Raw genomic sequence first — 23,469 nt, 5'->3', positions numbered from 1 at the left:
GCTATTTGGCATTGTTCTTTTTAGTTTGCTCAATTTTTGGCCTAAGTTTTATCGCCTGGACTTACACCAAACCAGGCGAAAAATGGCTTAAAGAGTTATAATCCGATGGAATATACGATCAATATTAAGGGGCGCTTGATGAATTTGAGTACCCCTCAGGTGATGGGCATCCTGAACGTTACGCCCGACAGTTTCTACTCAGGAAGTAGAAAGCAGACAGAAATGGAGATAGCTCAGAGAGCTAATCAGATTATAGAAGAAGGTGGAAGCATCATTGATGTGGGCGCTTTCTCCACCCGTCCCGGTGCCGATGAAGTATCGGAAGAGGAGGAGGGAAGACGCCTGAAGTTCGCTCTCGACATCGTTCGCAGGGAGCAACCGGATGCTGCCGTCTCCGTAGATACCTATCGCCCAACCTTGGCACGCAAGTGTATCGAGGAGTGGGGAGCTGACATCATCAACGATGTATCAGAGGGTGGAATCACAGGCATCGCCAATGTGCCGCTGGAGCAGAGACAGGAGGAATATCCTGAAATGTTCCGGGTGGTGGGCGAACTGAAGGTACCTTATATATTAATGTCGGTGCAGCCTACGCTCGAAACGATGATGAAGGGCTTTGCCAGAGAGGTGCAGCTGTTGCGCGACCTGGGAGCCAAGGACATCATCCTCGACCCAGGCTTCGGCTTTGGCAAGAATCTCATCCAGAATTATCAGATCTATAACGAGATGGAGAAGTTGAACGTGATGGAACTTCCGGTACTTGTAGGCATCTCCCGCAAGAGTATGATATACAAGCTGCTGGGTGGAGATGCTACGACATCGCTCAATGGAACTTCCGTTCTCGACACCATCGCCCTGATGAAGGGCGCCAGCATCCTCAGAGTTCACGATGTGAAGGAAGCAGCTGAGGCAATCAAGATTGTAGAAGCAATGAAGGAGGGACGCACATGATAGAATTTGGAATTAAAGACGTCATCGATATCCTGTTGGTAGCCTCTCTGCTATTCTACGTCTATCGCCTGATGAAGGAATCCCGCTCACTCAACATCTTCGTGGGCATCATGCTCTTCGTTCTTATCTGGCTCTTTGTGAGTCAGATATTGGAAATGCGCCTGCTGGGTTCTATCCTGGATAAACTGGTGAGCGTGGGAGTCATCGCTCTCATCGTCATTTTTCAGGAGGATATCCGTAGATTCCTTTATGAGATAGGTTCGCAGAAAGGTATGCGCCGGCTGGTTCGCTTCTTCCACTCCAGCAAGGAGAGCCAGAAGGAGGCTAACAAGGCGACTATCATCCCTATCGTAATGGCGTGCATGAGTATGGCGAAGAAATACGTGGGGGCGCTCATCGTCATCGAACGGGGTGTACCTTTGAAAGATATCATGGATACGGGCGAAGAGATAGATGCAAAAATCAATCAGCGTCTGATAGAGAACATCTTCTTCAAGAACTCGCCTCTGCATGATGGTGCCATGGTGGTAAGCAACAAGCGAATCATGGCTGCCGGCTGTATCTTACCGGTGAGCCATAATCTCGATATCCCGAAGGAACTGGGACTCCGTCACCGTGCAGCCTTGGGTATCTCGCAGAGCAGTGATGCCATCGCCGTCATCGTTTCGGAAGAGACGGGACGAATCAGCGTTGCCATCAAGGGAGAGTTCAAACTCCGACTCTCGGCAGAGGAACTGGAAAGCATCCTCACCCAGGAAATGCTATAAGTTAAGTGAAGAGTGAAGAACGAAGAGTGAAGAATTCATGTGCTTTCGTTCTTCTCTTTTCACTCTTAAATTCTTCCTTTTTCACTCTTCGTTCTTCACTTTTCTTGGAACGTAAACCTTTACGATGATTATTATCTACCATTTTAGCTTTTTTTACACATTTTAGTAGGTATTATTTCAAAATAAATATGTACTTTTGCAAAGTCGATGTGGCAAAAAGCTAAAATCTATGCGAAGAGGCTTTGCACTTTGACAAACTTACTTTGGAGACAACAAAAATATATAAAACAATAAAGTAAAATGGATTTATTACAGCAAATCGTAGCTCGCGCTAAAGCTGACAAGCAGCGCATCGTGCTCCCTGAAGCAGAAGAGGAGCGTACATTGAAAGCAGCCGATAAAGTTTTGGCTGATGATCTCGCAGACATCATCCTCATCGGTAACCCTGCCAACATTAAGAATCTCGCTGCACAGTGGGGTCTTAACAACATCGACAAGGCTACTATCGTTGATCCACAAAACAACCCTAAGACTGAGGAGTATGCAGAGAAGCTCGCAGAACTTCGCAAGAAGAAGGGTATGACCGTAGAACAGGCTCGTGAACTCGTTACAAAGAACAACCTCTACCTCGGTTGTATGATTATCAAGACTGAGGGTGCAGACGGTCAGATTTCTGGTGCTTTGAGCACAACTGGCGACACACTTCGTCCAGCTCTTCAGATTATCAAGTGTACTCCAGGTATCACTTGCGTAAGTGGTGCTATGTTGCTCATCTCAGACCAGAAGCAGTATGGTCAGGATGGCGTAGTGGTAATGGGTGACGTTGCTGTAACTCCAAACCCTACAGCTGATCAGCTTGCTCAGATTGCTTACACAACAGCTCAGACTGCTCACTCTGTAGCAGGTGTCGCAGAGCCTATTGTAGCCATGTTGAGCTTCTCTACAAAGGGTAGCGCTAAGGATGCTATCAACAAGGAGACTGGCAAGAGCGTTTATATTATTGACAAGGTAAAGGATGCCGTAGCTATTGCTAAGGAGAAGTTCCCAGAGCTTCATCTCGATGGTGAACTTCAGGCAGATGCAGCCCTCGTTCCTGAGGTTGCTGCCAAGAAGGCTCCAGGTTCTGACGTAGCTGGTAAGGCTAACGTTTTGGTAGTTCCTAACCTCGAGGTTGGTAACATCGGCTACAAGCTCGTTCAGCGTTTGGGTGGTGCCATCGCTATCGGTCCTATCCTCCAGGGTATTGCCCGTCCTGTAAACGACCTCTCTCGTGGTTGCTCTGTTGATGACATCTACTACATGGTAGCCATCACAGCTTGCCAGGCACAGGATGCTAAGAAGGCGTAATTGAGACTAACTTTATTCAATCAATAACATTACAAAAATTAACATTATGAAAATATTGGTTCTGAACTGTGGTAGTTCATCTATCAAGTACAAGTTATATAATATGGACGATGAGTCTGTATTGGCACAGGGTGGTGTAGAGCGTATCGGTCTTGATAACGCTTTCATCAAGGTGAAATTGCCTAACGGCGAGAAGAAGCAGATCATGCACGACATGCCTGACCACAAGGAAGGTGTGAACTTCGTGTTCAAGTGCTTGCTCGACCCGGAAATCGGCGCTATCAAGGATTTGAAAGAAATCGATGCTGTAGGACACCGTGTCGTACAGGGTGGTGACAAGTTCAACGAGAGTGTTATCGTTGACAAGAGCGTAGAGGATGGTATCGAGGAACTTTGCGACCTCGCTCCTGTTCACAACGCAGGTCACCTGAAGGGTATCCGTGCCGTTGACTCTTTGATGCCTGGCACTCCTCAGGTTTGCGTATTCGACAACGCGTTCCACAGCACAATGCCAGACTACGCTTATCTCTATGCAATTCCTTACGAGTTGTACGAGAAGTATCACGTACGCCGTTATGGCTTCCACGGAACATCTCACCGCTATGTTTCTAAGCGTGTTTGCGAGATTCTCGGTCTCGACCAGAACAACTCCAAGGTCATCACTTGCCACATCGGTAACGGTGGCTCTGTAGCTGCAGTATTGAACGGTAAGGTATTGGATACCTCAATGGGCTTGACTCCATTGGCTGGTTTGATGATGGGTTCACGTTGTGGTGACATCGATGCTTCTGCCGTTACCTACTTGATGGAGAAGTTGAACATGAAGCCACAGGAGATGGCTGACTTCCTGAACAAGAAGAGTGGTGTGCTCGGTATTACAGGTATTTCTTCTGATATGCGCGACATCGAGAACGCTGCCAACGAGGGTAACGAGAAGGCTCAGCTGGCTCTCCGTATGTACGAGTATCGCATCAAGAAGTACATTGGTGCTTACACAGCAGCTATGGGTGGCGTTGACGCAATCGTATTTACTGCTGGTGTTGGTGAGAACCAGACCGACCTCCGCGAGGAAGCTTGCAAGAACCTGGAGTATCTTGGCATCAAGATCAACAAGGAAGTGAATGACAAGGTTCGTGGTGAGGAAGCTATCATCTCTACTGACGACAGTAAGGTGAAGGTTGTAGTAGTTCCTACCGACGAGGAGATCGTTATCGCTCGCGATACAATGGAGTTGGTTGCTAAGAAGTAATCCAGCACAAAGATATAATATAATAAGGTGAAGACTAAAACAAATGTGATAGGTCTTCACCTTTTTAATTTTTTGAGATTTTTGAGAATGATGAAAACAAAGATTGTAACTTTCGGAGAAATATTGCTTAGAATTTCTAAGCCCGGTTATCAACGTTTATTCCAGGGGCATCGTATGTTTGGCAACTATGGTGGCAGTGAGGCAAATGCAGCTATTTCTTTGGCTTATTTGGGTGATAATGTCGAGTATGTTACCCGTGTGCCATACGGTGAGATGGGTGAGGCAGCATTGATGCACCTCAGGGAGTATGGTCTGAATGTTTCTCATGTGGTGCATGGTGGCGACCGTCTCGGAACTTATTATTTCGAGGAAGCTGTGGCGATGCGCAATTCTCGTGTGGTCTATGACCGCAAGAATTCTTCTTTCTATACCTTGAAGCGGGGTATGGTGAAATGGAATCAGGTGTTGGCGGATGCTGCCGTGTTCCATTGCTCGGGCATCACCTGTGCTATCAGTCGTGATGCAATGGAATCTACGATGGATGCCATCAAGCTGGCTGTAGCCGATGGCCTGACCATTGCCTGCGACATCAACTATCGCAAGAATCTCTGGGGATATGGTCTGGAGCCTCATGATGTGCTATTCCAGATGATGCAGTATAGCGACATCATCTTCGGTGACCAGAACGAGTGGGAAATAGCCAGTGGTGTGCCTCATATTCCTTTTGAGGCTTTGGATGCAGACTATGAGATTGACAAGGAGGCTTATCAGGAGTATTTCCGCAAGATGCACCATCTCTTCCCTAAGTGCAAGAAGATGGTGATGGCAGTAAGAAATCAGATTGCCAGCAGTCATCATACCTTGAGCGGCTTGCTCTATGATGCTGTGGAAGATCAGCTCTATACTACAAGAATCTATGATATTGAGCCGATTGTTGACCCGATGGGTGTAGGTGATGCCTTTATTGCTGCCTATATTCACGCACATCAGAAGTGGGGCGACAAGAACCAGTATTGCCTGGATTTCTCGCTGTCGGCTAGTGCCATCAAGAATACGATTCCGGGCGATCAGAACCTGGTAAGTGAAGAGGAAATCATCTCGAACATGACTTCTTCGGGAGGAAGAATCCAGCGTTAAGAATAAGTAATAAGAGTACTTGCCAATAATAAAGGGCAACCTGTTTGGGCTGCCCTTTATTATTATCGTTTTTTTTGTTCTTGTTTTTTGTTTTTACGGTTGGCTTTCGCCTTCCACATATTCTTCCATAAACATGTGTTCGCCATCAAACACGGCATAGGTGAACTGCCATATCCAGTCACCCAGAATCATCAGGCGGGTCTTCTTGCTCAGCATCAGGTCCAGTTCGATGTGGCGATGACCGAACATGAAGTAATCTACATCCTTATGGCTTTGCATATACTGTTTGGCAAAGCGTACCAGAAATTCCTTCTTTTCGCCCATATAAGGCTCTTCCTTGCCATCGGCACGCTTCAGTCGGCTGTGCTTCGCCCAGTTCAATCCCAGCGCCAGTCCCCAGCGAGGATGGATGGCATTCAGAAGGCGCTGGCAGGTGTGGTTGTGGAACATTGCCTTTAGAAGCTTGAACTTCTTGTCTGGGTCGCCCAATCCGTCGCCATGGGCAAGGAAAAATACCTTGTCGTAAATCTCAACGGTCTGTGGCTTATAGTGCACAATCATGCCGCACTCTTCTTCCAGATAGCCATAAGTCCATAAGTCGTGGTTACCGGTGAAGAAATGTACTTCCACTCCCATATCGGTCAACTCTGAGATTTTTCCCAGGAAACGGGTGTATCCTTTTGGAACTACATTCTTGTATTCGTTCCAGAAATCAAACATGTCGCCCAGCAGATAGATGGCAGCGGCCTTGTTCTTGATACTGTCAAGGAAGCGGACGAGACGGCGCTCCTGCATGCGGGCATGCGGAATGGCTAATGAGCCAAGATGCGCATCTGAGAGGAAATATACATTTTTCATAAGCGGTTCTTTTTAAGTGAAGAGTGAAGGATGAAGAGTGAAGAATTCAACGGCTTTGTCTTTATTCAAAGCCGAGTTCTACGCGGGCTTCTTCGCTCATCATGCTCTGGTCCCAAGCTGGTTCGAAAACGAGGTTTACATTGGCTGATTTCACGCCTTCCACGCTATCTACCTTGCTGCGTACATCCTCCAGGATAAAGTCGGCAGCAGGGCAGGATGGGGCTGTAAAGGTCATGTCCAGCTCTACAGTGGCATCGTCCTTTACGTCAATCTTGTAAATCATACCGAGGTCCCAGATGTTTACGGGAATCTCTGGGTCGTAAACGGTTTTGAGAACATCAACGATTCTTTCTTCTATCTTTGTCTTTTCTTCTTGTGTCATAATTTTATATTGTTTTCTGCAAAGGTAACAATAATTATAGACAATGCAAAACAAATGGTGATTTATTTTTCTTGTTTGCGCACAAAGACATGAAAATTTCTTGAATTTATGATGAATATGGAACTTTGGCTTTTACAACTTTCCTTTGTCGTGATAGGAATAAAAGGCGCCATCGGTGATGATGACATGGTCCATAAAGAAGAGACGCATGATTTCGCACGCCTTCTTTATCTGTAGGGTGAGCTGGTCGTCAGCCTTGCTGGGTAATGGACTGTGACTAGGATGATTGTGACAGAAGGCGATGATGGTGGCATTGTTGAGTACGGCTTCCTTGATGAGCAATCGGATGTCTACGGCAGTTTCGGTGATGCCGCCATGAGAGATACAGGTTGCTTTGATGAGTTTGAAGTTCTGGTTCATCATCAATACCCATGCTTCTTCGGTATCAAGATCCTGCATCTTGGGAAGCATGTAGTTGTAGATGGCAAGGGAAGAACCCAAATCCGGGCGACTTCCTATTTTGTCAAGGGCACGACGCTTCCCTAGCTCACAGGCTGCAAGGATGGTGATAGCCTTGGCGGGTCCCATTCCTTTGTAGTGGGTGAGTTCCTTGATGGTCATCTTGCCGAGAGTATTGAGATTGTTGTCGCAGTCTTTCATGATGTGTTTCATCAGATCTACTGCACTCTCGTCTCTTGAGCCGGAACCTATTAATATGGCTAGCAGTTCGGCATTGGATAGTGCTGATGCTCCTAGTCGCTCCAGTTTTTCACGAGGTTTGTCTTCCTCTGCCCATTGCGAAATAGAAAGCTTCTCACTCATAGTGTAATCTATTTATAGAAAGTCTTGTTGTATGCGCTGAATTCGCTCTGTCCGAGCAGGCATCTCTTCCACCAGGCTGAAAGGAATCCGCAACCGTAACCCATCAGTTGGGTGAAGGCGGCACGGATGCTCAACAAGCCAATCTTCACGCTGTGATTCTCCCTGCTGCTGTCAATGAACAGCGCAATGATATAGAGAATGATGCCCAGCAGACCGATGCAGCCCAATGCAGCCAGTGCATTGCCCAGGGTAGGGAATACGTGGACGGTGCCCAACATATACGGCAGAAATCCGAAGAAGAGCAGCAGGAGCGTACCTATCACGCCCACGGTGAAGACCATCGGCAGGAGATGTACGAGCTTGAGACTCTCTGGATACTTCTTGTAAAGGTTGATGCGGGCGATACCGCTGTTGTAAACCTGTCGCCAGAATTTGCGGAAGTCGGTGCGGCGCTTATGCCATACCCATGCTTCAGGGAACAGACGGCAACGGCAGCCTGCCTTGAAGATACGGATAGAGAAATCGATGTCCTCACCAAAACGCATGTTAGAAAAGCCATTCAACTTGAGATAAACATCCCTGCGGATGCCCATGTTGAATGAACGAGGGTAGAACTTATCCATCTTCTTCTTTCCGCCACGGATACCACCGGTGGTAAAGAAAGAAGTCATGGAATAAGAAATGGCTTTCTGAGTATCTGTAAATGATGAGTGCGCCTTGTCGGGACCGCCGAAAGCATCGGCAGGTTCGCGGCTCAACTCATCACTTACAGCCTTCAGATAACCCTCTGGCAAGACCACGTCGCTGTCGAGTATCAGGAGATACTCGCCCTTGGCACGCTCGGCACCATAGTTGCGACTCTGGCCCGGACCAGAGTTCTCCTTATAGTAATAATGTATATCCATCAGGTTTTCGTACCGGTTGCACACATTCTCGCAAGGAGTCTGTGAGCCATCCTCTACGATGACTACCTCGAAGTCCTTCTCCGTTTGATGGGTTAGACTTTCCAAGAGTTCGTCCACTTCGTCCGGACGATTGAAAACAGGTACTATGATGGAATATTTCATTCTTCTTACTATTAAGGGTTAAGTTTGCTCGATGAGAGCGTAATCTTTTGAATCAGAAACAGATTACTCGCTTACACGACCGAGGTAGCTACCGTCACGAGTGTCAACCTGGATAGTCTCGCCCTCGTTAACGAACAAAGGAACACGAACCTCAGCACCAGTCTCGAGAGTAGCTGGCTTGGTAGCGTTGGTAGCAGTGTTACCCTTTACACCTGGCTCAGAGTGAGTAATCTTCAAAGTTGTCTTTACAGGCATTTCTGCCAAGAGGATAGTACCATCAGTTGTATCAGTAACCACCTCAACAACGTCACCCTCCTTCATGTACTGACCGCCAGTAACGTTCTCCTTAGCGATAGGCACCTGCTCGAAAGTCTCCTGGTTCATGAAGATACAGCCAGTAGCATCCTCGTAGAGGTACTGGTAAGGACGGCGCTCAACGCGAACATCCTCCAACTTGAAACCTACCTGGAATGTACGCTCCAATACACGACCATCGGCAACATTCTTCAATTTAGTGTTCATTACGGTGTTACCTTTACCTGGCTTTCTGTGCTGAAAGTCGATGCAAACCCATACTTTGCCATCCATGCGGATGCAAGTACCAATCTTAATTTCCTGTGAATTAATCATTTCTTGTTTATCTTGAATGTTATTATAATAATCTCAAAATCGGGTGCAAAGTTACGGCAAAAACATGAAAAAACAAAGGGAAAATCGAAAAAAACATAAATATTTAAGCTAAATTTGGTAGTTTTCTTGGTTATTTCAGAAAATATGCGTAATTTTGCAGCCCAAAAAGGGCGTATTTTGCTCTTTTGTGAAGAATATTAATTAAAAAATAAATAAGAAAAATGAAAAGAACATTTCAGCCTCACAATCGTCGTCGCGTGAACAAGCATGGTTTCCGCGAGCGTATGGCAACAAAGAATGGTCGTCGCGTATTGGCTTCTCGCCGTGCTCATGGCCGTAAGAAGTTAACTGTATCTGACGAGCACCACGGAAAGTAATTTCCTGTAGGAAAATTCGTCGGACGACGATGACATTAAAAGCAGCAAAGAGAGATTCTTTGCTGCTTTTTGTTTTTTATGCACTTGTGATGCGCAAAAACTTTGTGTTTTATTTTGTATTGTCTTCGATTATTCCTATCTTTGCACCAAAAAAGTAAGAATGACTTTATCTGAGTTTATAAATAAGTTTAAGAGTAAGTATCTTTGGGGCAATCTCATAGCCATGTTCCTGGTCTTTGTTTTGCTCTGTTTCGGTGTCAAGTTTGGCATCGATATCTATACCCATCACGGTGAAGCCATCAGGGTACCTGATATCAGATACAAGAAAATTGAGGATGCTACCCGCATCCTGGATGATGCCGGATTGCAGATTGTGGTTACGGATACGGGATATGTACGTTCCCTGCCTGCTGACTGCATCCTGGAGCAGACGCCTATATTCGGAGAATTGGTAAAGTCGGGGCATATCATCTATGTGACCATCAATTCCGATCATTCTCCACGCATCACCGTTCCTGATATCATCGACAACTGCTCCCTGCGTGAAGCAATGGCAAAGCTGACGGCTATGGGATTCAAGCTGGGCTCGCCTGAATATATTCCGGGTGAAGAGGATTGGGTATACGGTATCCTCGTGAAAGGAAGGCATGTGGTGGCTGGCGACAAGGTGTCTATTGATGATACCTTGATTATCCAGGTGGGTAACGGCCGACGCGATGCTTCCGATTCTTTTGATATCGTTGATCCTATCTCGCATAGTGAAAAGGATGTCATTGAAGGGGAGGGTACCGGAGAAACCGAGACGGATAATTTCGAGGTGGTTCCTGGTACTGAACCTGTTGAACCGACACACGAACAGCAGCAGAATGAGGTTGTGGAGTAGGAGTAGTGAGAATGAATAATTAATAATTGATAATTAAGAGTGGAAATTCTGAATTATATATATAATAAGGTATATGCTCCTGTAGAGGAAGACTTCGGTTTTGATGATGCGGGAGATATCGATGAACTGGATGGCGAACTCCAGATGGAGGAAGGTGGAGCTGTGCCGGCTGGCGAAGGAGGCGATGATCTCTATGAGCACTGGAAGGTGCAGGTGGACGCCAATCAGGATCCTGTCCGCATCGACAAGTATCTGGCTGACAAGATGGCTTACCAGAGCCGCAACCGCATTCAGCAGGCTGCCGATGCTGGTTTTATCCATGTAAACGGCAAACCGGTGAAGAGTAATTACAAGGTGCGTCCGAACGACATCGTTACGCTGATGCTCGACCGTCCCCGTCATGAGACCAGTATCAAGCCGGAGGAAATCGACATCAATGTGGTATATGAAGACGACCAGTTGATGGTGGTGAACAAAGAGGCAGGAATGGTGGTTCATCCGGGAGCCGGCAACTTCCATGGTACCTTGATTCAGGCAGTAGCCTGGCATCTGAGAGATATGCCGGAGTTTGATGCCAACGACCCGGAAGTGGGATTGGTGCATCGCATTGACAAGGATACCAGCGGATTGCTCGTTGTTGCCAAGACACCTACTGCCAAGACGGCATTGGGCAAGCAGTTCTTCAACAAGACTACCCATCGCAGCTACAACGCCCTGGTATGGGGAAACATCGTAGAAGATGAGGGACGTATCGAGGGTAATATCGGACGTGACCCGAAGAACCGTCTCCGCATGAAGGTTTTCGACCCGGATAGCGGTATCGGCAAGAGTGCGGTTACTCATTATAAGGTGTTGGAGCGTTTCGGCTATACCACCTTGGTGCAGTGCATCCTGGAAACGGGTCGTACCCATCAGATCCGTGCCCACATGAAGCAGATAGGTCATCCACTCTTTATGGACGAGACTTATGGAGGTGCTGAGATTCTGAGAGGTCAGCGCAGCAGCGGTTACAAGGCATTCATCCAGAATTGCTTCAAACTTTGTCCACGTCAGGCACTCCATGCCAAGACCCTCGGTTTTGTTCATCCTACAACAAAGGCGCAGATGGACTTTGACAGTGAGTGGCCGGAAGATTTTAGACAATTAATAGAAAAGTGGCGCGGCTTCATCGCTGGCACCACAAAAGATACATTCAAAAATATTTAGTAATTATGGAAAATAGCAAGAGAACGATAGCCATCGTATGCGGTGGTGATTCTTCTGAGCACGACGTTTCATTGCGCTCAGGTCAGGGGTTGTACTCATTCTTCGACAAAGAGCGATACAATATTTACCTGGTCGATGTAAAGGGTACCGACTGGCACGTGGCTTTCGATAATGGCGAGACTGCCGAAATCGATAAGAACGACTTTTCTTTCGTAAAGGATGGCAAGCATGTATACTTCGATTATGCTTATATTACCATCCACGGACAGCCTGGTGAGAATGGTGTGATGCAGGGATACTTCGACCTTATCCACCTGCCATACTCTACAAGTGGTGTGCTGGTAGAGGCAATGACCTTCGACAAGTATGTGCTCAACAATTACCTGCGTGGTTTCGGCGTGAACGTGGCTGACAGTATCTTGCTCCGTCGTGGCGAACAGTATGATGAGGACGAGATTGCCGAGCGCATCGGTATGCCTTGCTTCGTAAAACCAGCTGCTGACGGCAGTAGCTTTGGTGTGAGCAAGGTGAAGAATGCCGACCAGTTGGCTCCAGCCCTCCGTGTGGCATTCATGGAGAGCAACGAGGTAATGATTGAAGGCTTCCTCGATGGTACCGAGATTTCCCAGGGTATTTACAAGACAGCAGAGAAGACCGTTGTCTTGCCAGCTACCGAGGTGGTAACCAGCAATGAGTTCTTCGATTACGATGCTAAGTATAACGGTCAGGTACAGGAAATCACTCCAGCCCGTCTCTCTCCTGAGACTGCTGAAGAGGTGGCAAAGACCACATCCCGCATCTACGATATCCTCCATGCCAACGGTATCATCCGTATCGACTACATCATCTCTAAGGATAAGGACGGTAAGGACAAGGTGAATATGCTGGAGATCAATACCACTCCAGGAATGACCGTTACCAGCTTCATTCCTCAGCAGGTCCGCGCTGCAGGCCTTGACATCAAGGATGTGCTCAGCGACATTGTGGAGAATCAGTTCTAATAATTGGGGAATTTATAGAAGTTAAGGGAATTTATAGAAGTTAAGGGACAATAGTTTTGAAACCTATTGGTTTGGAAAAAAGCATTTGTCCCTTAACTTCCCAAACGACCATAGGGAGTGATAACTTCTCTTTACTTCTCTAACTTCCCATAAAACCATAAAGTTATGAAGATCCCTCAAGAATTTGATACCATTCGACCTTGGGAACCGGAAGACCTTCCTGAGGTGTTCGACCGTTTGCTTTCAAACGATCAGTTCAAGCAAGTACTTGCTTATCTCTATCCACAAGTTCCTTTCGAGATGATTGCCCAGAAGTTGAAGGCCTGCAAGACCAATCTGGAGTTCCAGAAAGCTTTCGCCTACGATTTTGTTCATGGCATCCTGAAGAAGGCAGCAACGGGTTGTGAGATGGATTGCGCTGCCATCGATAATACCCGCAACTATTCCTTCATCAGCAACCACCGCGACATCGTGCTCGATTCAGCCATCCTCGATGTAATGCTTATCGACAATGGCTTCAAGACCACCTGCGAGATAGCCATCGGAGATAATCTCCTGTCTCTTCCTTGGGTCAAGGACCTGGTACGTGTCAACAAGGCTTTTATCGTGGAACGTGCCTTGAGCATGCGCCAGATGCTGATGTCGAGCAAGCGTCTTTCCGACTATATGCACTTTGCCATCAAGGAGAAGAACGAGAATATCTGGATAGCCCAGCGAGAGGGTAGAGCCAAGGATAGCGATGACCGCACACAGAAGAGCATCCTGCAGATGATGGCGATGGGCGGAGAAGGCAGCGTTATCGACCGCCTGAAGCAGCTTCATCTCGTTCCGCTGTCTATCAGCTATGAGTATGATCCTTGCGATTTTCTCAAAGCTCAGGAGTATCAGCTCAAGCGTGATGTGGAAGGCTGGAAGAAGGGACCTATGGATGATCTCGTTAGCATGCAGACCGGTATCTTCGGTTATAAGGGACATGTACATTATCATGCAGCCCCATGCCTAGACGAATTTCTTGATTCCCTCGACCCGGAGATGCCGAAGCAGGAACTCTTCACTACCATCGCTTCGCATATCGACCATGAGGTTCATAGCAACTATCGCCTCTATCCAGGCAATTATGTGGCACTTGATCTTTTGGAGAATACCGAGGCACATGTAGCGGAATATACTGCAGAAGACAAGGCACGATTCGAGAAATATATCGCAGGACAGTTAGCAAAGATTCAGCTTCCAAACAAGGATGAAGCCTTCTTGAAAGAGAAGATTTTAACGATGTATGCCAACCCGGTTCGCAATTTTCTTGCTACAAAGTAACGAGAAGAATCAAATAGGGTGATACTTTTTTGCTCTTTATGCGAAAATGTACCACAAAAACTGCTAAAATGTTAAGTGTACGATAAACACTGAAGGTTAACAAACCTTTCGTGTTTATCGTTATTTCTTTAAAAAAATAACCTTAGTAACGAAAAATACATAAATTAAGCAAAATAGTATCAGCTTTTTTCAAAAAAGAGTTGTACTTTTGCAGCCGTGATACTATTGCAACTGTTACCACTGAATGATATCTACTTACAATGTGTCACAAACAAAGAGCTAAAATAACAAAACTAACAAATTAAAATATTTTGACCTATGAACATGAATTCAACTTGAAAGTTAAAAATCGTTTCCCTGCAGCTGGTAGTTGTAAGGAAGCATAGAGAGTGGCTATTTACTAGTCAATCACAAAGATTTAATTCTATTAAACCTAGAAAGTACAATAAGATATGAATCTAAACTTAAGAAAATCAGTGCTGCTTGTTGGAGCGTTGGCATCCTTAGGCTTGAGTTACACAACTGAAGCTTTGGCAACATCTCCTAATCAGACTGTAAATGCTGTACAGCAAGCTAAGAAAGTTACCGGTAATGTAAGTGACGCAGAAGGTCCTATCATCGGTGCAAGTGTAGTAGAAAAGGGCAATCCTAACAATGGTACAGTTACCGACTTGGATGGTAACTTTACATTGAATGTGAAGCCGGGCGCTACTATTGTAGTTACCTATATTGGTTATCAGAAGCAGGAAATCGCTGTAGGTAACCAGTCTAGTTTCAAAATCACAATGAAGACAGACGACAAGACTCTCGATGAAGTTGTTGTCGTAGGTTATGGTGTGCAGAAGAAGAAGCTCGTTACCGGTGCAACTGTACAGGTAAAGGGTGATGATATCTCTAAGCTTAATACTACTCAGGCGCTGGGTGCTTTGCAGAGCCAGACTCCTGGTGTAAATATTCAGGCATCATCAGGTCAGCCAGGTGATGGCTTTAAGGTTATGATCCGTGGTGCAGGTACCAATGGAAATACCGCTCCTCTTTATGTAATTGATGGCGTTTCTGGTGGTGATATCAACAATTTGAATCCTGCTGATATTGAATCTATTGACGTATTGAAGGATGCTGCATCTTGTGCCATCTACGGTTCTGCTGCTGCCAATGGTGTTATCTTGGTAACTACTAAGCAGGGTAAGCAGGGTAAAATACAGGTTTCTTATGATGGTAATGTAGGATGGTCAAACGTATATCGTTTGCCACAGATGTTGACTGCCAAGCAGTATATGCAGGTAATGGATTTGGCTCGTTACAATAGTGGTGAACAGCCACGCGATTGGTCTCAGTATTTTAAGGGATACGAGGACTTGTATCAGTCATATCTTGATGGTTCTAATTCCGGAACAGATTGGATAGAGGCTATCCGCAATAAGAATGCGGTTACTACTAGTCATTCTTTGAATGTAACTGGTGGTAGTGAACGTAGTAAGTTCTCTATTGGTGCCGGTTATCAGTATCAGGACGGTGTTTTTGGTGGTCAGTATGCTAAGTCTGATTATCGCCGTTTCACTTTCCGTATCAATTCAGAGCATGTAGTTTATCGCAACAGTAAGGGACTTGACGTTATTAAGGTAGGTGAAAATGTATATTATAGCCACAAGCAGAATCAAGGTATCCAGATAGGTAATCAGTATAGCAATGCCATCTCTAACATGTTGCGTGCTAATCCATTGATTCCTATCTATAACAAGGAGGGTGGTTTCTTCGGTTACAATGATTTGAAGAGCACTGGTATGTTCAATTATACTTCTTATGCAAGTAACCCTATTGCTGCTCTTACTTATAGCCAGAGTGCAAACAACAAGAGCATGAACTTTGGATTGAACGTTGTTGGTTATATCGAGATTCAGCCTATCAAGGGATTGACCTATCGTGGACAGATTAACTATAGTCATAACTCAAATTCTTGGCGTTGCTATCTTCCTGTGTACAAGTTGAATGACCAGGGAGATCAGCGTACATCAGACCAGGCTACCAATAATGTAGGCCTCGGTTGGGGTTGGGGTACAACCAATACCTTGAATTACAAGTTTGATATCAACAAGAAGCATGACTTCGATATCCTCTTGGGTACAGAGTATGGTGAGAGCCGTCCTGATTTTGGCTATAGCCTGAATGCTACAGCTTCCAGCTCTATCTTCGGCGATTTGTCTCATGCATACATGACATTGATGAAGAACAACAAGGCTGCTACAGTTACAGGTTTGCCATATACCGATTCACGTGGTATGTCTTACTTCGGTCGTTTGAACTACAATTACGATGAGAAGTATATGTTCACAGCTATTATGCGTGCTGATGGTTCTTCAATGTTTGCTCCAGGTAAGCGTTGGGGATATTTCCCTTCATTCTCTGGTGGTTGGGTTGTTTCCAACGAAAAGTTTATGGAGCCTTTGGCTAAGTGGTTCGACTTCTTGAAGATTCGTGCTGGTTGGGGTCAGAATGGTAACAAGAATATTTCTGCATTCCAGTATGAGGCTGCGTTTGCTTATAACGAGTATAGCAATTATTCTTTCGGCAATACAAAGGATGATCCAGTTCGTGGTGCTGCTCTTACCCGTTTGGCTAACGATGAACTTACATGGGAAACATCTGAACAGCTTGACCTTGGTTTCGATGCCCGTTTCTTGAATAGCCGCTTAGGTTTGACTTTTGACTGGTATCGCAAGACTACCAAGGACCTTCTGTTGAATGTTCCTGTTTCTCCTACTACTGGTTTCAGCACTCAGATGAAGAATGCCGGTACCGTTCGCAATACCGGTGTTGAGGTTGCCTTGACTTGGAACGACAAGATAGGAAAGGACTTCAAATATAATGTGGGTTACAATATTGCATACAATAAGAATGAAGTAACCAAGGTAAATAGCTCACAGAAGTACAACTCTGGTGGTTCTGATTTGCTTGCTCAGGGTACTGGTTATATGGCTCGTTTCGAGGAAGGACATCCTATCGGCTACTTCTGGGGTTACAAGACAGCTGGTCCTATCCAGAATGAGCAGGAACTGAAGGAATATATCAGCACATTGAAGGATCAGGATCCTGCAAACTCTCATCAGGGTTCTGGTTTGAAGGTTGGTGATTTGCGCTTTGTAGACACAAATGGTGACGGTATTGTCAATGATGCTGATAAGACCGACTTGGGTAATCCTAACCCAGATGTAACAATGGGTATCACTTTGGGTGCTTCATATAAGGGCTTCGATATCAACGTTACTGGTTATGCTGCATTGGGTCAGCAGGTGGCTCGCTCTTACCGTAAGTTTACTGATGGTGAGTATGAGAACTATACTACAGAGGTATATAGTTATTGGAATGGCGAGGGTACATCTTATAAGTATCCACAGTTGGCAGCCATGAACCGTGGTGTGAACTGGCAGTCTATTTCTGACATTTATATTGAGGATGCTGGTTACTTCCGTTTGCAGAACCTGACAGTCGGTTACGACTTCAAGAACATCTGGAAGAATTGTCCATTCCAGCAGCTTCGTCTCTATTTTGCAGCTCAGAACCTTTTCACAATCACAGATTACAAGGGTATGGATCCTGAAAATGGTATGGCTCTCAACGGCTCAGAACCTTGGGTTACTGGTGTTGATGTTGGTAACTATCCTCAACCACGTACCTTCATGGTTGGTGTAAATGTTAAGTTCTAATCTTATTAAATGAATAGCAATGAAAAAGATATTTATATTTGCAGTAGCCCTTGCAACCTTAGGATTGACCTCTTGCGATATCGACGACGTAAAGAATGTCGGCGAGATGTCAACAAGTGAGTTCCCTAAGACTGATGCAGATGCTGAGGCTATCTTAGCTGGTGTTTACCAGAACTTGAATACGATCAATGCGAATCCGCAGATGTCATTCTTATATAATGCTGCTCTAGCAAGTGATGACCAACTTGGTGGCGGTGGTACCAACGATAAGTTGATGCAGGCAGAAGATTTGCTTTGTAACTATAACGCTGATATGACGAATCAGTTCTATGCTGATCGTTATGCCGGTATTGCTCGTGCCAATAATACAATTAAGTATTTGGGGCTTTCCAGCAATATGTCTGAAGACACCAAGAATCAGGCTATTGGTGAGGCCAAGGCTCTTCGCGCCTATTACTATTATGAGTTGGCTTCTATGTATGGTAATGTGCCTTTGGTAACAGACCCGGATGCTGATTCTTCTTCTCAGGGGGATGTCAAGGTACTTTGGGGGCAGATTTTACAGGATCTCTATGAGGCTTATACTGCTATGCCTGATGTAAAGAAGGACAATGGCCGTTTGGATAAATATACCGTAGCTGCAATGCTGGGACGTGTATGGTTGTTCTATACTGGCTTCTATTGCAATGGTACAACGACCGCTGATTTGGTAAGTACCAATTACTCTCCTTTGACATCAGTAGAATTGCCTAATGGTACAACTCTAACAAAGGAGGATGTTGTGAAGGCTATTGATGATTGTGTGAACAATTCTGGATACGAACTGGTTCCTGATTTCCGCAATCTCTGGGCTTACTCTAACAGCAAGGTAGCTAAGGATTATCCATATGCAAAGGACAATAACCTGAAGTGGGTAGAGAATGACAATGCTGTAAATCCAGAGACTATGTTCGCTATCAAGTTCAATAAGTTCGCTTCTTGGAGTACTACCATTGGTTATGCTAATGGTTATGCTCTTCATTTTGGTGTTCGTGGTGGTCAGGATTATTCTAACACATTCCCATTCGGTCAAGGTTGGGGTGCTGGTCCTGTAGCTCCTAACTTGGTGAAGGATTGGAAGAATGCAGACTCTGAAAACAAGGATGTTCGTCTGAAGGCTACAGTCTGTGATGTTAATGACAAGGCTGAAATGCCTAATTATACCCGTGGTGGATGGGCTGACTTCGTTCAGGAGACTGATTACTATTCTAAGAAGTGGGCTCCTATCTGTGCAAAGAATGATGGTTCTTTTGTTGTCAAGAATGATGATGGTACAACTTCAACTCCTGCTTATGTTGCATGTTTCGAGACCTTGATGTACCCAGGCAATTGGGATACATCTGGTGAGAACAACTTCCAGTTGAGTAATATTCACGATTTGGTTTTGATTCGTTTTGCCGATGTGCTTTTGATGCAGAGTGAGTTGAAGGAAGATGTTACTGGTATGAATAAGGTACATGAGCGTGCTACTGGTGTTGCTAACTATTATTCTTCTTACTCTTTGAAGGATTTGCAGAACGAGCGTCGTTGGGAGTTTGCCTGTGAGGGTATCCGTTGGAATGATATCCGTCGTTGGCATATTGCTCAGGTGGCTTTGGCTAAGCAGGAAAATCAGGATGTTTACTATTGTGGTAATCCTGGAAAGAACACAGCTCATAATGGTGGTTATGCAGCTCGTTATAATGCTACTGCTGGTTTCCAGAAAATGCCTGAAACTCAGGTGGCTTTGGGTACGGTTAAGCAGAATGACGGTTGGACTGCTGCTGATGCAGAGTACACTGGTTGGTAATCAACAATGTCGAATCTTAAAAATGAATTACAATGAAAAAATCAATATTATTCATGGTAATGGCAGCTGGTTTGCTTACTGCTTGTGATCCTTCTAAGGATGATGTGAGCGTATCAGTCAGTAGCCTAACCTCACAACAATTGCAGGATGGTTTCTCTTTCACCCAGTATGGTGATGAGGAATGTACTACTGAAGCACAGGATGGTAATTACTTCACCTTCTTTACTTCTCCTTCAAGAGTGGTTTCTATCTATCAGGTAGATGCTGAAGGCACAAAGAACATTCTTGTTTCTGGAGTTGCTAATGGTAAGTTTAAGATTGTTCCTAAGCGCGGTAATCCTACAGAACAGAAATTTTATATTGAGACTTTGAACTTCGATGGTTCTACGGTCACAGCTGAAAAAACAGCTAACGTATATGTTCCTTCAGAGTTGACTCCTGAGATGCGCTTGCTTGCAAGTGATGCTTATGGAAAGAAAATCTGGAAATGGGATACTGAATTCCGTTCAGATGGTGGTGCTTGGGGTAACTTAGGTTATGCTCCTGGTGATGGTGACTCTTTCTGCAATGATGGCAATGGTATCTGGTGGGGATGTCCTCCTGCAGATTTGACAGGTCAGTTGCAACATTCTGATACGGGTGTCGCTACTGGTGAGGAAGATCCTAATGCTTATATGGAATTCTATGATGATGGTAATATTATCACCTATGATGGTGGTGGTAACCAAATTCGAAAGGGTAAGTATTCCGTAGAAGGTTGGACTGGTCAGAGAGATAAGGCTTCTATTGATGGAAGTCAATCAAATTGGTCTTATGGTACATTGAAGACTACAGAAGGCGCAATCCTCTTCCCATTCAAGATTAATGGTGGTGGCGAGAAACCTACCAATTTTGAAATCATGCAGTTGGATGCCAATCACTTGAAGTTGATTTATGCAGCTCCTGGCGCTGCAGCCTGGGGTGAAGCCACATGGTGGGCATTCAAGAGTGGCTCTGATGCGGAGTCTGCTTTGAATGGCTTTGATACAAAGGCTTGGACTTGGGATACTGATTGGCGCGCAGATAAGGGTGCTTGGGGTAATTTAGGTTATGCTCCTGGCGATGGTGCCTCTTTCTGCAATGATGGCAATGGTATCTGGTGGGGATGTCCTCCTGCAGATTTGACAGGTCAGTTGCAACATTCTGATACGGGTGTCGCTACTGGTGAGGAAGATCCTAACGCTTATATGACATTCGATTGGAAAACAGCGACTGTTACATCTTTCGATGGCTCAGGCAAGCAGATTCGCCAAGGCAAGTATGAGATTCAGAATTGGGGTATGGGTGAGCGTACCATAGCTTCTGTTGATGGCTCTCAGACTAAGTGGGCATTGGGTAATCTCCATACAGATGCTGGTTCTATCCTCTTCCCATTCAAGATTAATGGTGGTGGCGAGAAACCTACCGATTTTGAAATTATGCAGTTGGATGCTAATCACTTGAAGCTGATTTATGCAGCTCCTGGCACAGCTGGCTGGGGTGAAGCAACCTGGTGGGCATTCAAGGCTAAGAAATAGAACATGAAATAATCGTTGTGATTATAATATAAATAAGGTTAGGCCTCGGCTGTAGTGATACAGTCGGGGCTTTTTCGTGCTTCTCTCTTTTCTTGAAATATTCCTCTAAAAGTTTGGCAGTTAGGAATATTAATCGTATCTTTGCAGCGTACTTTTAAGGAACGAACTTTATGGCAGACAACACGATTGTATATAATCATGATGGACTGGAACTTCCTGTTTCTGATTGGATGCATGGTAGTCACTCTTTCTTGGAGTTGACTCATGTAATCCAATCGACTCATGATGCAGCACAAACCTGTGCAGTAAAGGCTATCAATAGAATGCAGACTATGCGTAACTGGCTCATTGGCTATTATATCGTGGAGTTTGAACAACATGGTAAGGATAGGGCGGAATATGGAGATCACCTTCTCAAGAGACTTGTGGAGAAAGTGAATAGGAAGGGATTAAACGTTACCCTCTTCCAAAATTCACGTAACTTTTATCTTTATTATCCCCAAATGATGGAAAATCTTTGGGTTAGAAAATCTTCTGATCAAATAATGCCTTTTGCCTCAATTTATCCGACACTGTCGGATAAATCTATGTTTGGCTCATTTGTGGAAAAAAGTCCGACAGTGTCGGATAAATTCCGAACCTCTGGTAGGTTGTTGATTTCACGGTTGTCGTTTTCTCACATTGTCGAAATAATGACGCAAAGCGACCCTCTTGCTCGCTATTTCTATGAGCAAGAGTGTATCAAGTGTACTTGGTCTGTTCGTGAATTGCGTCGACAGATTAGTACCAACCTTTATGTTCGTGCAGGAATAAGCACTAACCCTGAGAAAATGATGTCTTTGCCTACAATGAAAGGTCATGATTCTAATGCCAAGCAAATCAGAGAACCATTTACTTTTGAGTTCTTGGGATTGAAAGCGCAAGAGGTTGTTACTGAACACGACATAGAGGAAGCTCTGATTTCTCATTTGCAGGAATTCTTGTTGGAATTAGGAAAAGGCTTTTGCTTTGAGTCACGCCAGAAGAGAATCGTGATAGATGATGAGTATTACTATCCAGACTTGGTATTTTATAATAGAGTGTTGCATTGTAGTGTTATCTTAGAATTGAAAGACGAGGAATTCTCTCATGAGAATCTTGGTCAACTCAATGCGTATGTTTCGTATTATAAGGAAAATGAAATGCAGCCTGGGGATAATCCGCCAATAGGAATATTGCTTTGCACAAGAAAGGGTAAGAAAATGGTGGAATATGCGCTTGCCGGTATGGACAATCAATTGTTTGTTTCTACCTATATGCTCCAATTGCCAGATAAGAAGACTTTAGAGAATTTCTTGATGAAACAGTTGCAAGAGCAAGAAAATAAAGGTTTATAAATAAGGTTAGGCCTCGGCTGTAGTGATACAGTCGGGGCTTTTTCATACCTTTTAGTAAACAGAATTTGACCTTTTTTGCTTTTCTTCTGTACTTTCTTGTATAATTGCTGAAAAGATTTGGTGTTTACGAGTTTTTATTGTACTTTTGTATGCAGTAAAACAAGTACATTTATACGGGGTTACTTGTACAACCAGAAGCTTATACTTCCCCAACTCCATGACTCACACCGAACGGTGTAAGCGCATGCATCGGACGAAGTAAGAGCGTGCTGCGTTCGAAGTGAGCTCGTGCACCGTTCGATGCACGTCGCACAGTTCTAGGACTTGAAGCGTATGGCTTACGTACTTAACTGGTTATAACGTACTTGTATGAACAACTAACAATACTAAGCTATGGCAATAAAGTATGAAATCCATTCCATCCATAACTCGAAGGGCGAAGGTGGAGAACAGAAATTTGTCCGGTTGCGAGACCATGAACCGATGACCAGTAAGCAGATAGAAGAGCATATAGAGCAGGTCTGTTCGCTTACCAGAGCTGATGTGCAGGCTGTGATGACTGCGCTGCATGGGTTGATTGTGACCGAACTGTCGCAAGGTGCCCGCTTCTATCTTCCGCAAGTGGGCTATCTCTCCCTGTCTGTTACAACAGAGTTGCCGGAAGGCAAGACGATGGAAAAGGTGACAGGTAATGACATCCGTCTGCGTAATATAAACTTCAAGCCTACTGCCGAACTGCTGAATGAGGTTTCACGGCATGTCAAGTTTGAACGTTCCAAATTCACAACAAGGTCACGGCAATATACCGAAGAACAGTTGTGGAACAAGATGGTAAATTTCCTGAAAGAGAATGAATATATTTGCCGACGTGACATGGAATTCCATTTTTCCTTGCGCCAGCAGACTGCCTTGAAATGGTTGAAGCATTTTACGGAGAAAGGGCTTCTCGTTAAGAAGGGCGCAAGCAATGCTCCTATCTATTTCCTGGCTGAAAAAGAACTGAATAAATAAACA

General features: G+C 44.9%; 20 protein-coding genes. 15 read left to right on the top strand and 5 right to left on the bottom strand.

Going from position 1 to position 23,469, the window contains the following annotated elements:
- The first annotated feature begins 105 nt into the window (after nucleotides 1–105).
- From folP to ACTQ16_RS09150, 5 genes are all read left to right on the top strand, one after another.
- Nucleotides 106–951: a dihydropteroate synthase gene (gene folP, locus ACTQ16_RS09170; protein ID WP_441937095.1), complete on the top strand. Its 846-nt coding sequence runs from the start codon at nucleotides 106–108 to the stop codon at nucleotides 949–951.
- On the top strand, nucleotides 948–1,718 hold the full coding sequence (gene cdaA / locus ACTQ16_RS09165) for a diadenylate cyclase CdaA (protein WP_294969323.1): 771 nt from the start codon (nucleotides 948–950) through the stop codon (nucleotides 1,716–1,718). The genes folP and cdaA overlap by 4 nt, the downstream gene beginning before the upstream one ends.
- Nucleotides 1,719–2,018: 300 nt before the next feature.
- Nucleotides 2,019–3,065: a phosphate acetyltransferase gene (pta, locus tag ACTQ16_RS09160; protein WP_294969320.1), complete on the top strand. Its 1,047-nt coding sequence runs from the start codon at nucleotides 2,019–2,021 to the stop codon at nucleotides 3,063–3,065.
- Nucleotides 3,066–3,111: 46 nt separating this feature from the next.
- Complete coding sequence (locus tag ACTQ16_RS09155; RefSeq protein ID WP_441932575.1) at nucleotides 3,112–4,314, top strand: acetate kinase; 1,203 nt, start codon at nucleotides 3,112–3,114, stop codon at nucleotides 4,312–4,314.
- Between the two features lie 90 nt (nucleotides 4,315–4,404).
- Nucleotides 4,405–5,451 carry a sugar kinase gene (locus ACTQ16_RS09150; protein ID WP_295345965.1) on the top strand — a complete coding sequence of 349 codons (1,047 nt, stop codon included), beginning with the start codon at nucleotides 4,405–4,407 and terminating at the stop codon, nucleotides 5,449–5,451.
- A gap of 93 nt (nucleotides 5,452–5,544) precedes the next feature.
- On the opposite strand, the gene ACTQ16_RS09145 is transcribed toward ACTQ16_RS09150, so the two are convergent.
- The 5 genes from ACTQ16_RS09145 to efp form a co-directional block, all read right to left on the bottom strand.
- A complete protein-coding gene (locus tag ACTQ16_RS09145) occupies nucleotides 5,545–6,309 on the bottom strand; it encodes a UDP-2,3-diacylglucosamine diphosphatase (RefSeq protein ID WP_294699038.1) in 765 nt (254 codons plus the stop codon).
- A 61-nt stretch (nucleotides 6,310–6,370) separates the two neighbouring features.
- Nucleotides 6,371–6,691 carry a metal-sulfur cluster assembly factor gene (locus ACTQ16_RS09140; protein WP_153122355.1) on the bottom strand — a complete coding sequence of 107 codons (321 nt, stop codon included), beginning with the start codon at nucleotides 6,689–6,691 and terminating at the stop codon, nucleotides 6,371–6,373.
- A 132-nt stretch (nucleotides 6,692–6,823) separates the two neighbouring features.
- Nucleotides 6,824–7,513: a RadC family protein gene (gene radC / locus ACTQ16_RS09135; protein ID WP_294969314.1), complete on the bottom strand. Its 690-nt coding sequence runs from the start codon at nucleotides 7,511–7,513 to the stop codon at nucleotides 6,824–6,826.
- Nucleotides 7,514–7,521: 8 nt separating this feature from the next.
- Nucleotides 7,522–8,580: a glycosyltransferase gene (locus tag ACTQ16_RS09130; protein ID WP_441937093.1), complete on the bottom strand. Its 1,059-nt coding sequence runs from the start codon at nucleotides 8,578–8,580 to the stop codon at nucleotides 7,522–7,524.
- 63 nt (nucleotides 8,581–8,643) lie between these two features.
- Entirely contained in the window at nucleotides 8,644–9,210 is a 567-nt protein-coding gene (gene efp, locus ACTQ16_RS09125; protein WP_294969307.1) for an elongation factor P, read from the bottom strand.
- 221 nt (nucleotides 9,211–9,431) lie between these two features.
- Here efp and rpmH point away from each other — a divergent pair, with 221 nt between their 5' ends.
- The 10 genes from rpmH (at nucleotide 9,432) to ACTQ16_RS09075 (ending at nucleotide 23,466) form a co-directional block, all read left to right on the top strand.
- Entirely contained in the window at nucleotides 9,432–9,587 is a 156-nt protein-coding gene (gene rpmH, locus ACTQ16_RS09120; RefSeq protein WP_004351099.1) for a 50S ribosomal protein L34, read from the top strand.
- A 160-nt stretch (nucleotides 9,588–9,747) separates the two neighbouring features.
- The gene (locus ACTQ16_RS09115) at nucleotides 9,748–10,470 is read left to right on the top strand and encodes a PASTA domain-containing protein (RefSeq protein ID WP_441937091.1); all 723 of its coding nucleotides are present in this window, start codon (nucleotides 9,748–9,750) and stop codon (nucleotides 10,468–10,470) included.
- Nucleotides 10,471–10,614: 144 nt separating this feature from the next.
- Nucleotides 10,615–11,676 (top strand): RluA family pseudouridine synthase, encoded by a 1,062-nt coding sequence (locus ACTQ16_RS09110; protein ID WP_153122367.1) that lies wholly within the window; start codon nucleotides 10,615–10,617, stop codon nucleotides 11,674–11,676.
- A gap of 5 nt (nucleotides 11,677–11,681) precedes the next feature.
- Entirely contained in the window at nucleotides 11,682–12,677 is a 996-nt protein-coding gene (locus tag ACTQ16_RS09105) for a D-alanine--D-alanine ligase (RefSeq protein WP_264950905.1), read from the top strand.
- Nucleotides 12,678–12,842: 165 nt separating this feature from the next.
- A complete protein-coding gene (locus tag ACTQ16_RS09100) occupies nucleotides 12,843–13,991 on the top strand; it encodes a 1-acyl-sn-glycerol-3-phosphate acyltransferase (protein WP_441937089.1) in 1,149 nt (382 codons plus the stop codon).
- A 452-nt stretch (nucleotides 13,992–14,443) separates the two neighbouring features.
- The gene (locus ACTQ16_RS09095) at nucleotides 14,444–17,695 is read left to right on the top strand and encodes a SusC/RagA family TonB-linked outer membrane protein (protein ID WP_441932571.1); all 3,252 of its coding nucleotides are present in this window, start codon (nucleotides 14,444–14,446) and stop codon (nucleotides 17,693–17,695) included.
- 19 nt (nucleotides 17,696–17,714) lie between these two features.
- Nucleotides 17,715–19,523 carry a RagB/SusD family nutrient uptake outer membrane protein gene (locus tag ACTQ16_RS09090; protein WP_441932570.1) on the top strand — a complete coding sequence of 603 codons (1,809 nt, stop codon included), beginning with the start codon at nucleotides 17,715–17,717 and terminating at the stop codon, nucleotides 19,521–19,523.
- A gap of 32 nt (nucleotides 19,524–19,555) precedes the next feature.
- Nucleotides 19,556–21,079, top strand: a complete 1,524-nt coding sequence (locus ACTQ16_RS09085) for a hypothetical protein (RefSeq protein ID WP_441937088.1) — start codon at nucleotides 19,556–19,558, stop codon at nucleotides 21,077–21,079.
- 170 nt (nucleotides 21,080–21,249) lie between these two features.
- The gene (locus ACTQ16_RS09080; RefSeq protein WP_441937087.1) at nucleotides 21,250–22,455 is read left to right on the top strand and encodes a PDDEXK nuclease domain-containing protein; all 1,206 of its coding nucleotides are present in this window, start codon (nucleotides 21,250–21,252) and stop codon (nucleotides 22,453–22,455) included.
- 393 nt (nucleotides 22,456–22,848) lie between these two features.
- Entirely contained in the window at nucleotides 22,849–23,466 is a 618-nt protein-coding gene (locus tag ACTQ16_RS09075; protein WP_264950898.1) for a hypothetical protein, read from the top strand.
- Nucleotides 23,467–23,469 lie beyond the last annotated feature (3 nt).

Origin of the sequence: Prevotella sp. LCP21S3_D2 (assembly GCF_052118345.1) — a bacterium.
Classification (GTDB): domain Bacteria; phylum Bacteroidota; class Bacteroidia; order Bacteroidales; family Bacteroidaceae; genus Prevotella.
This window is presented reverse-complemented; position numbering and strand designations above follow the sequence as displayed.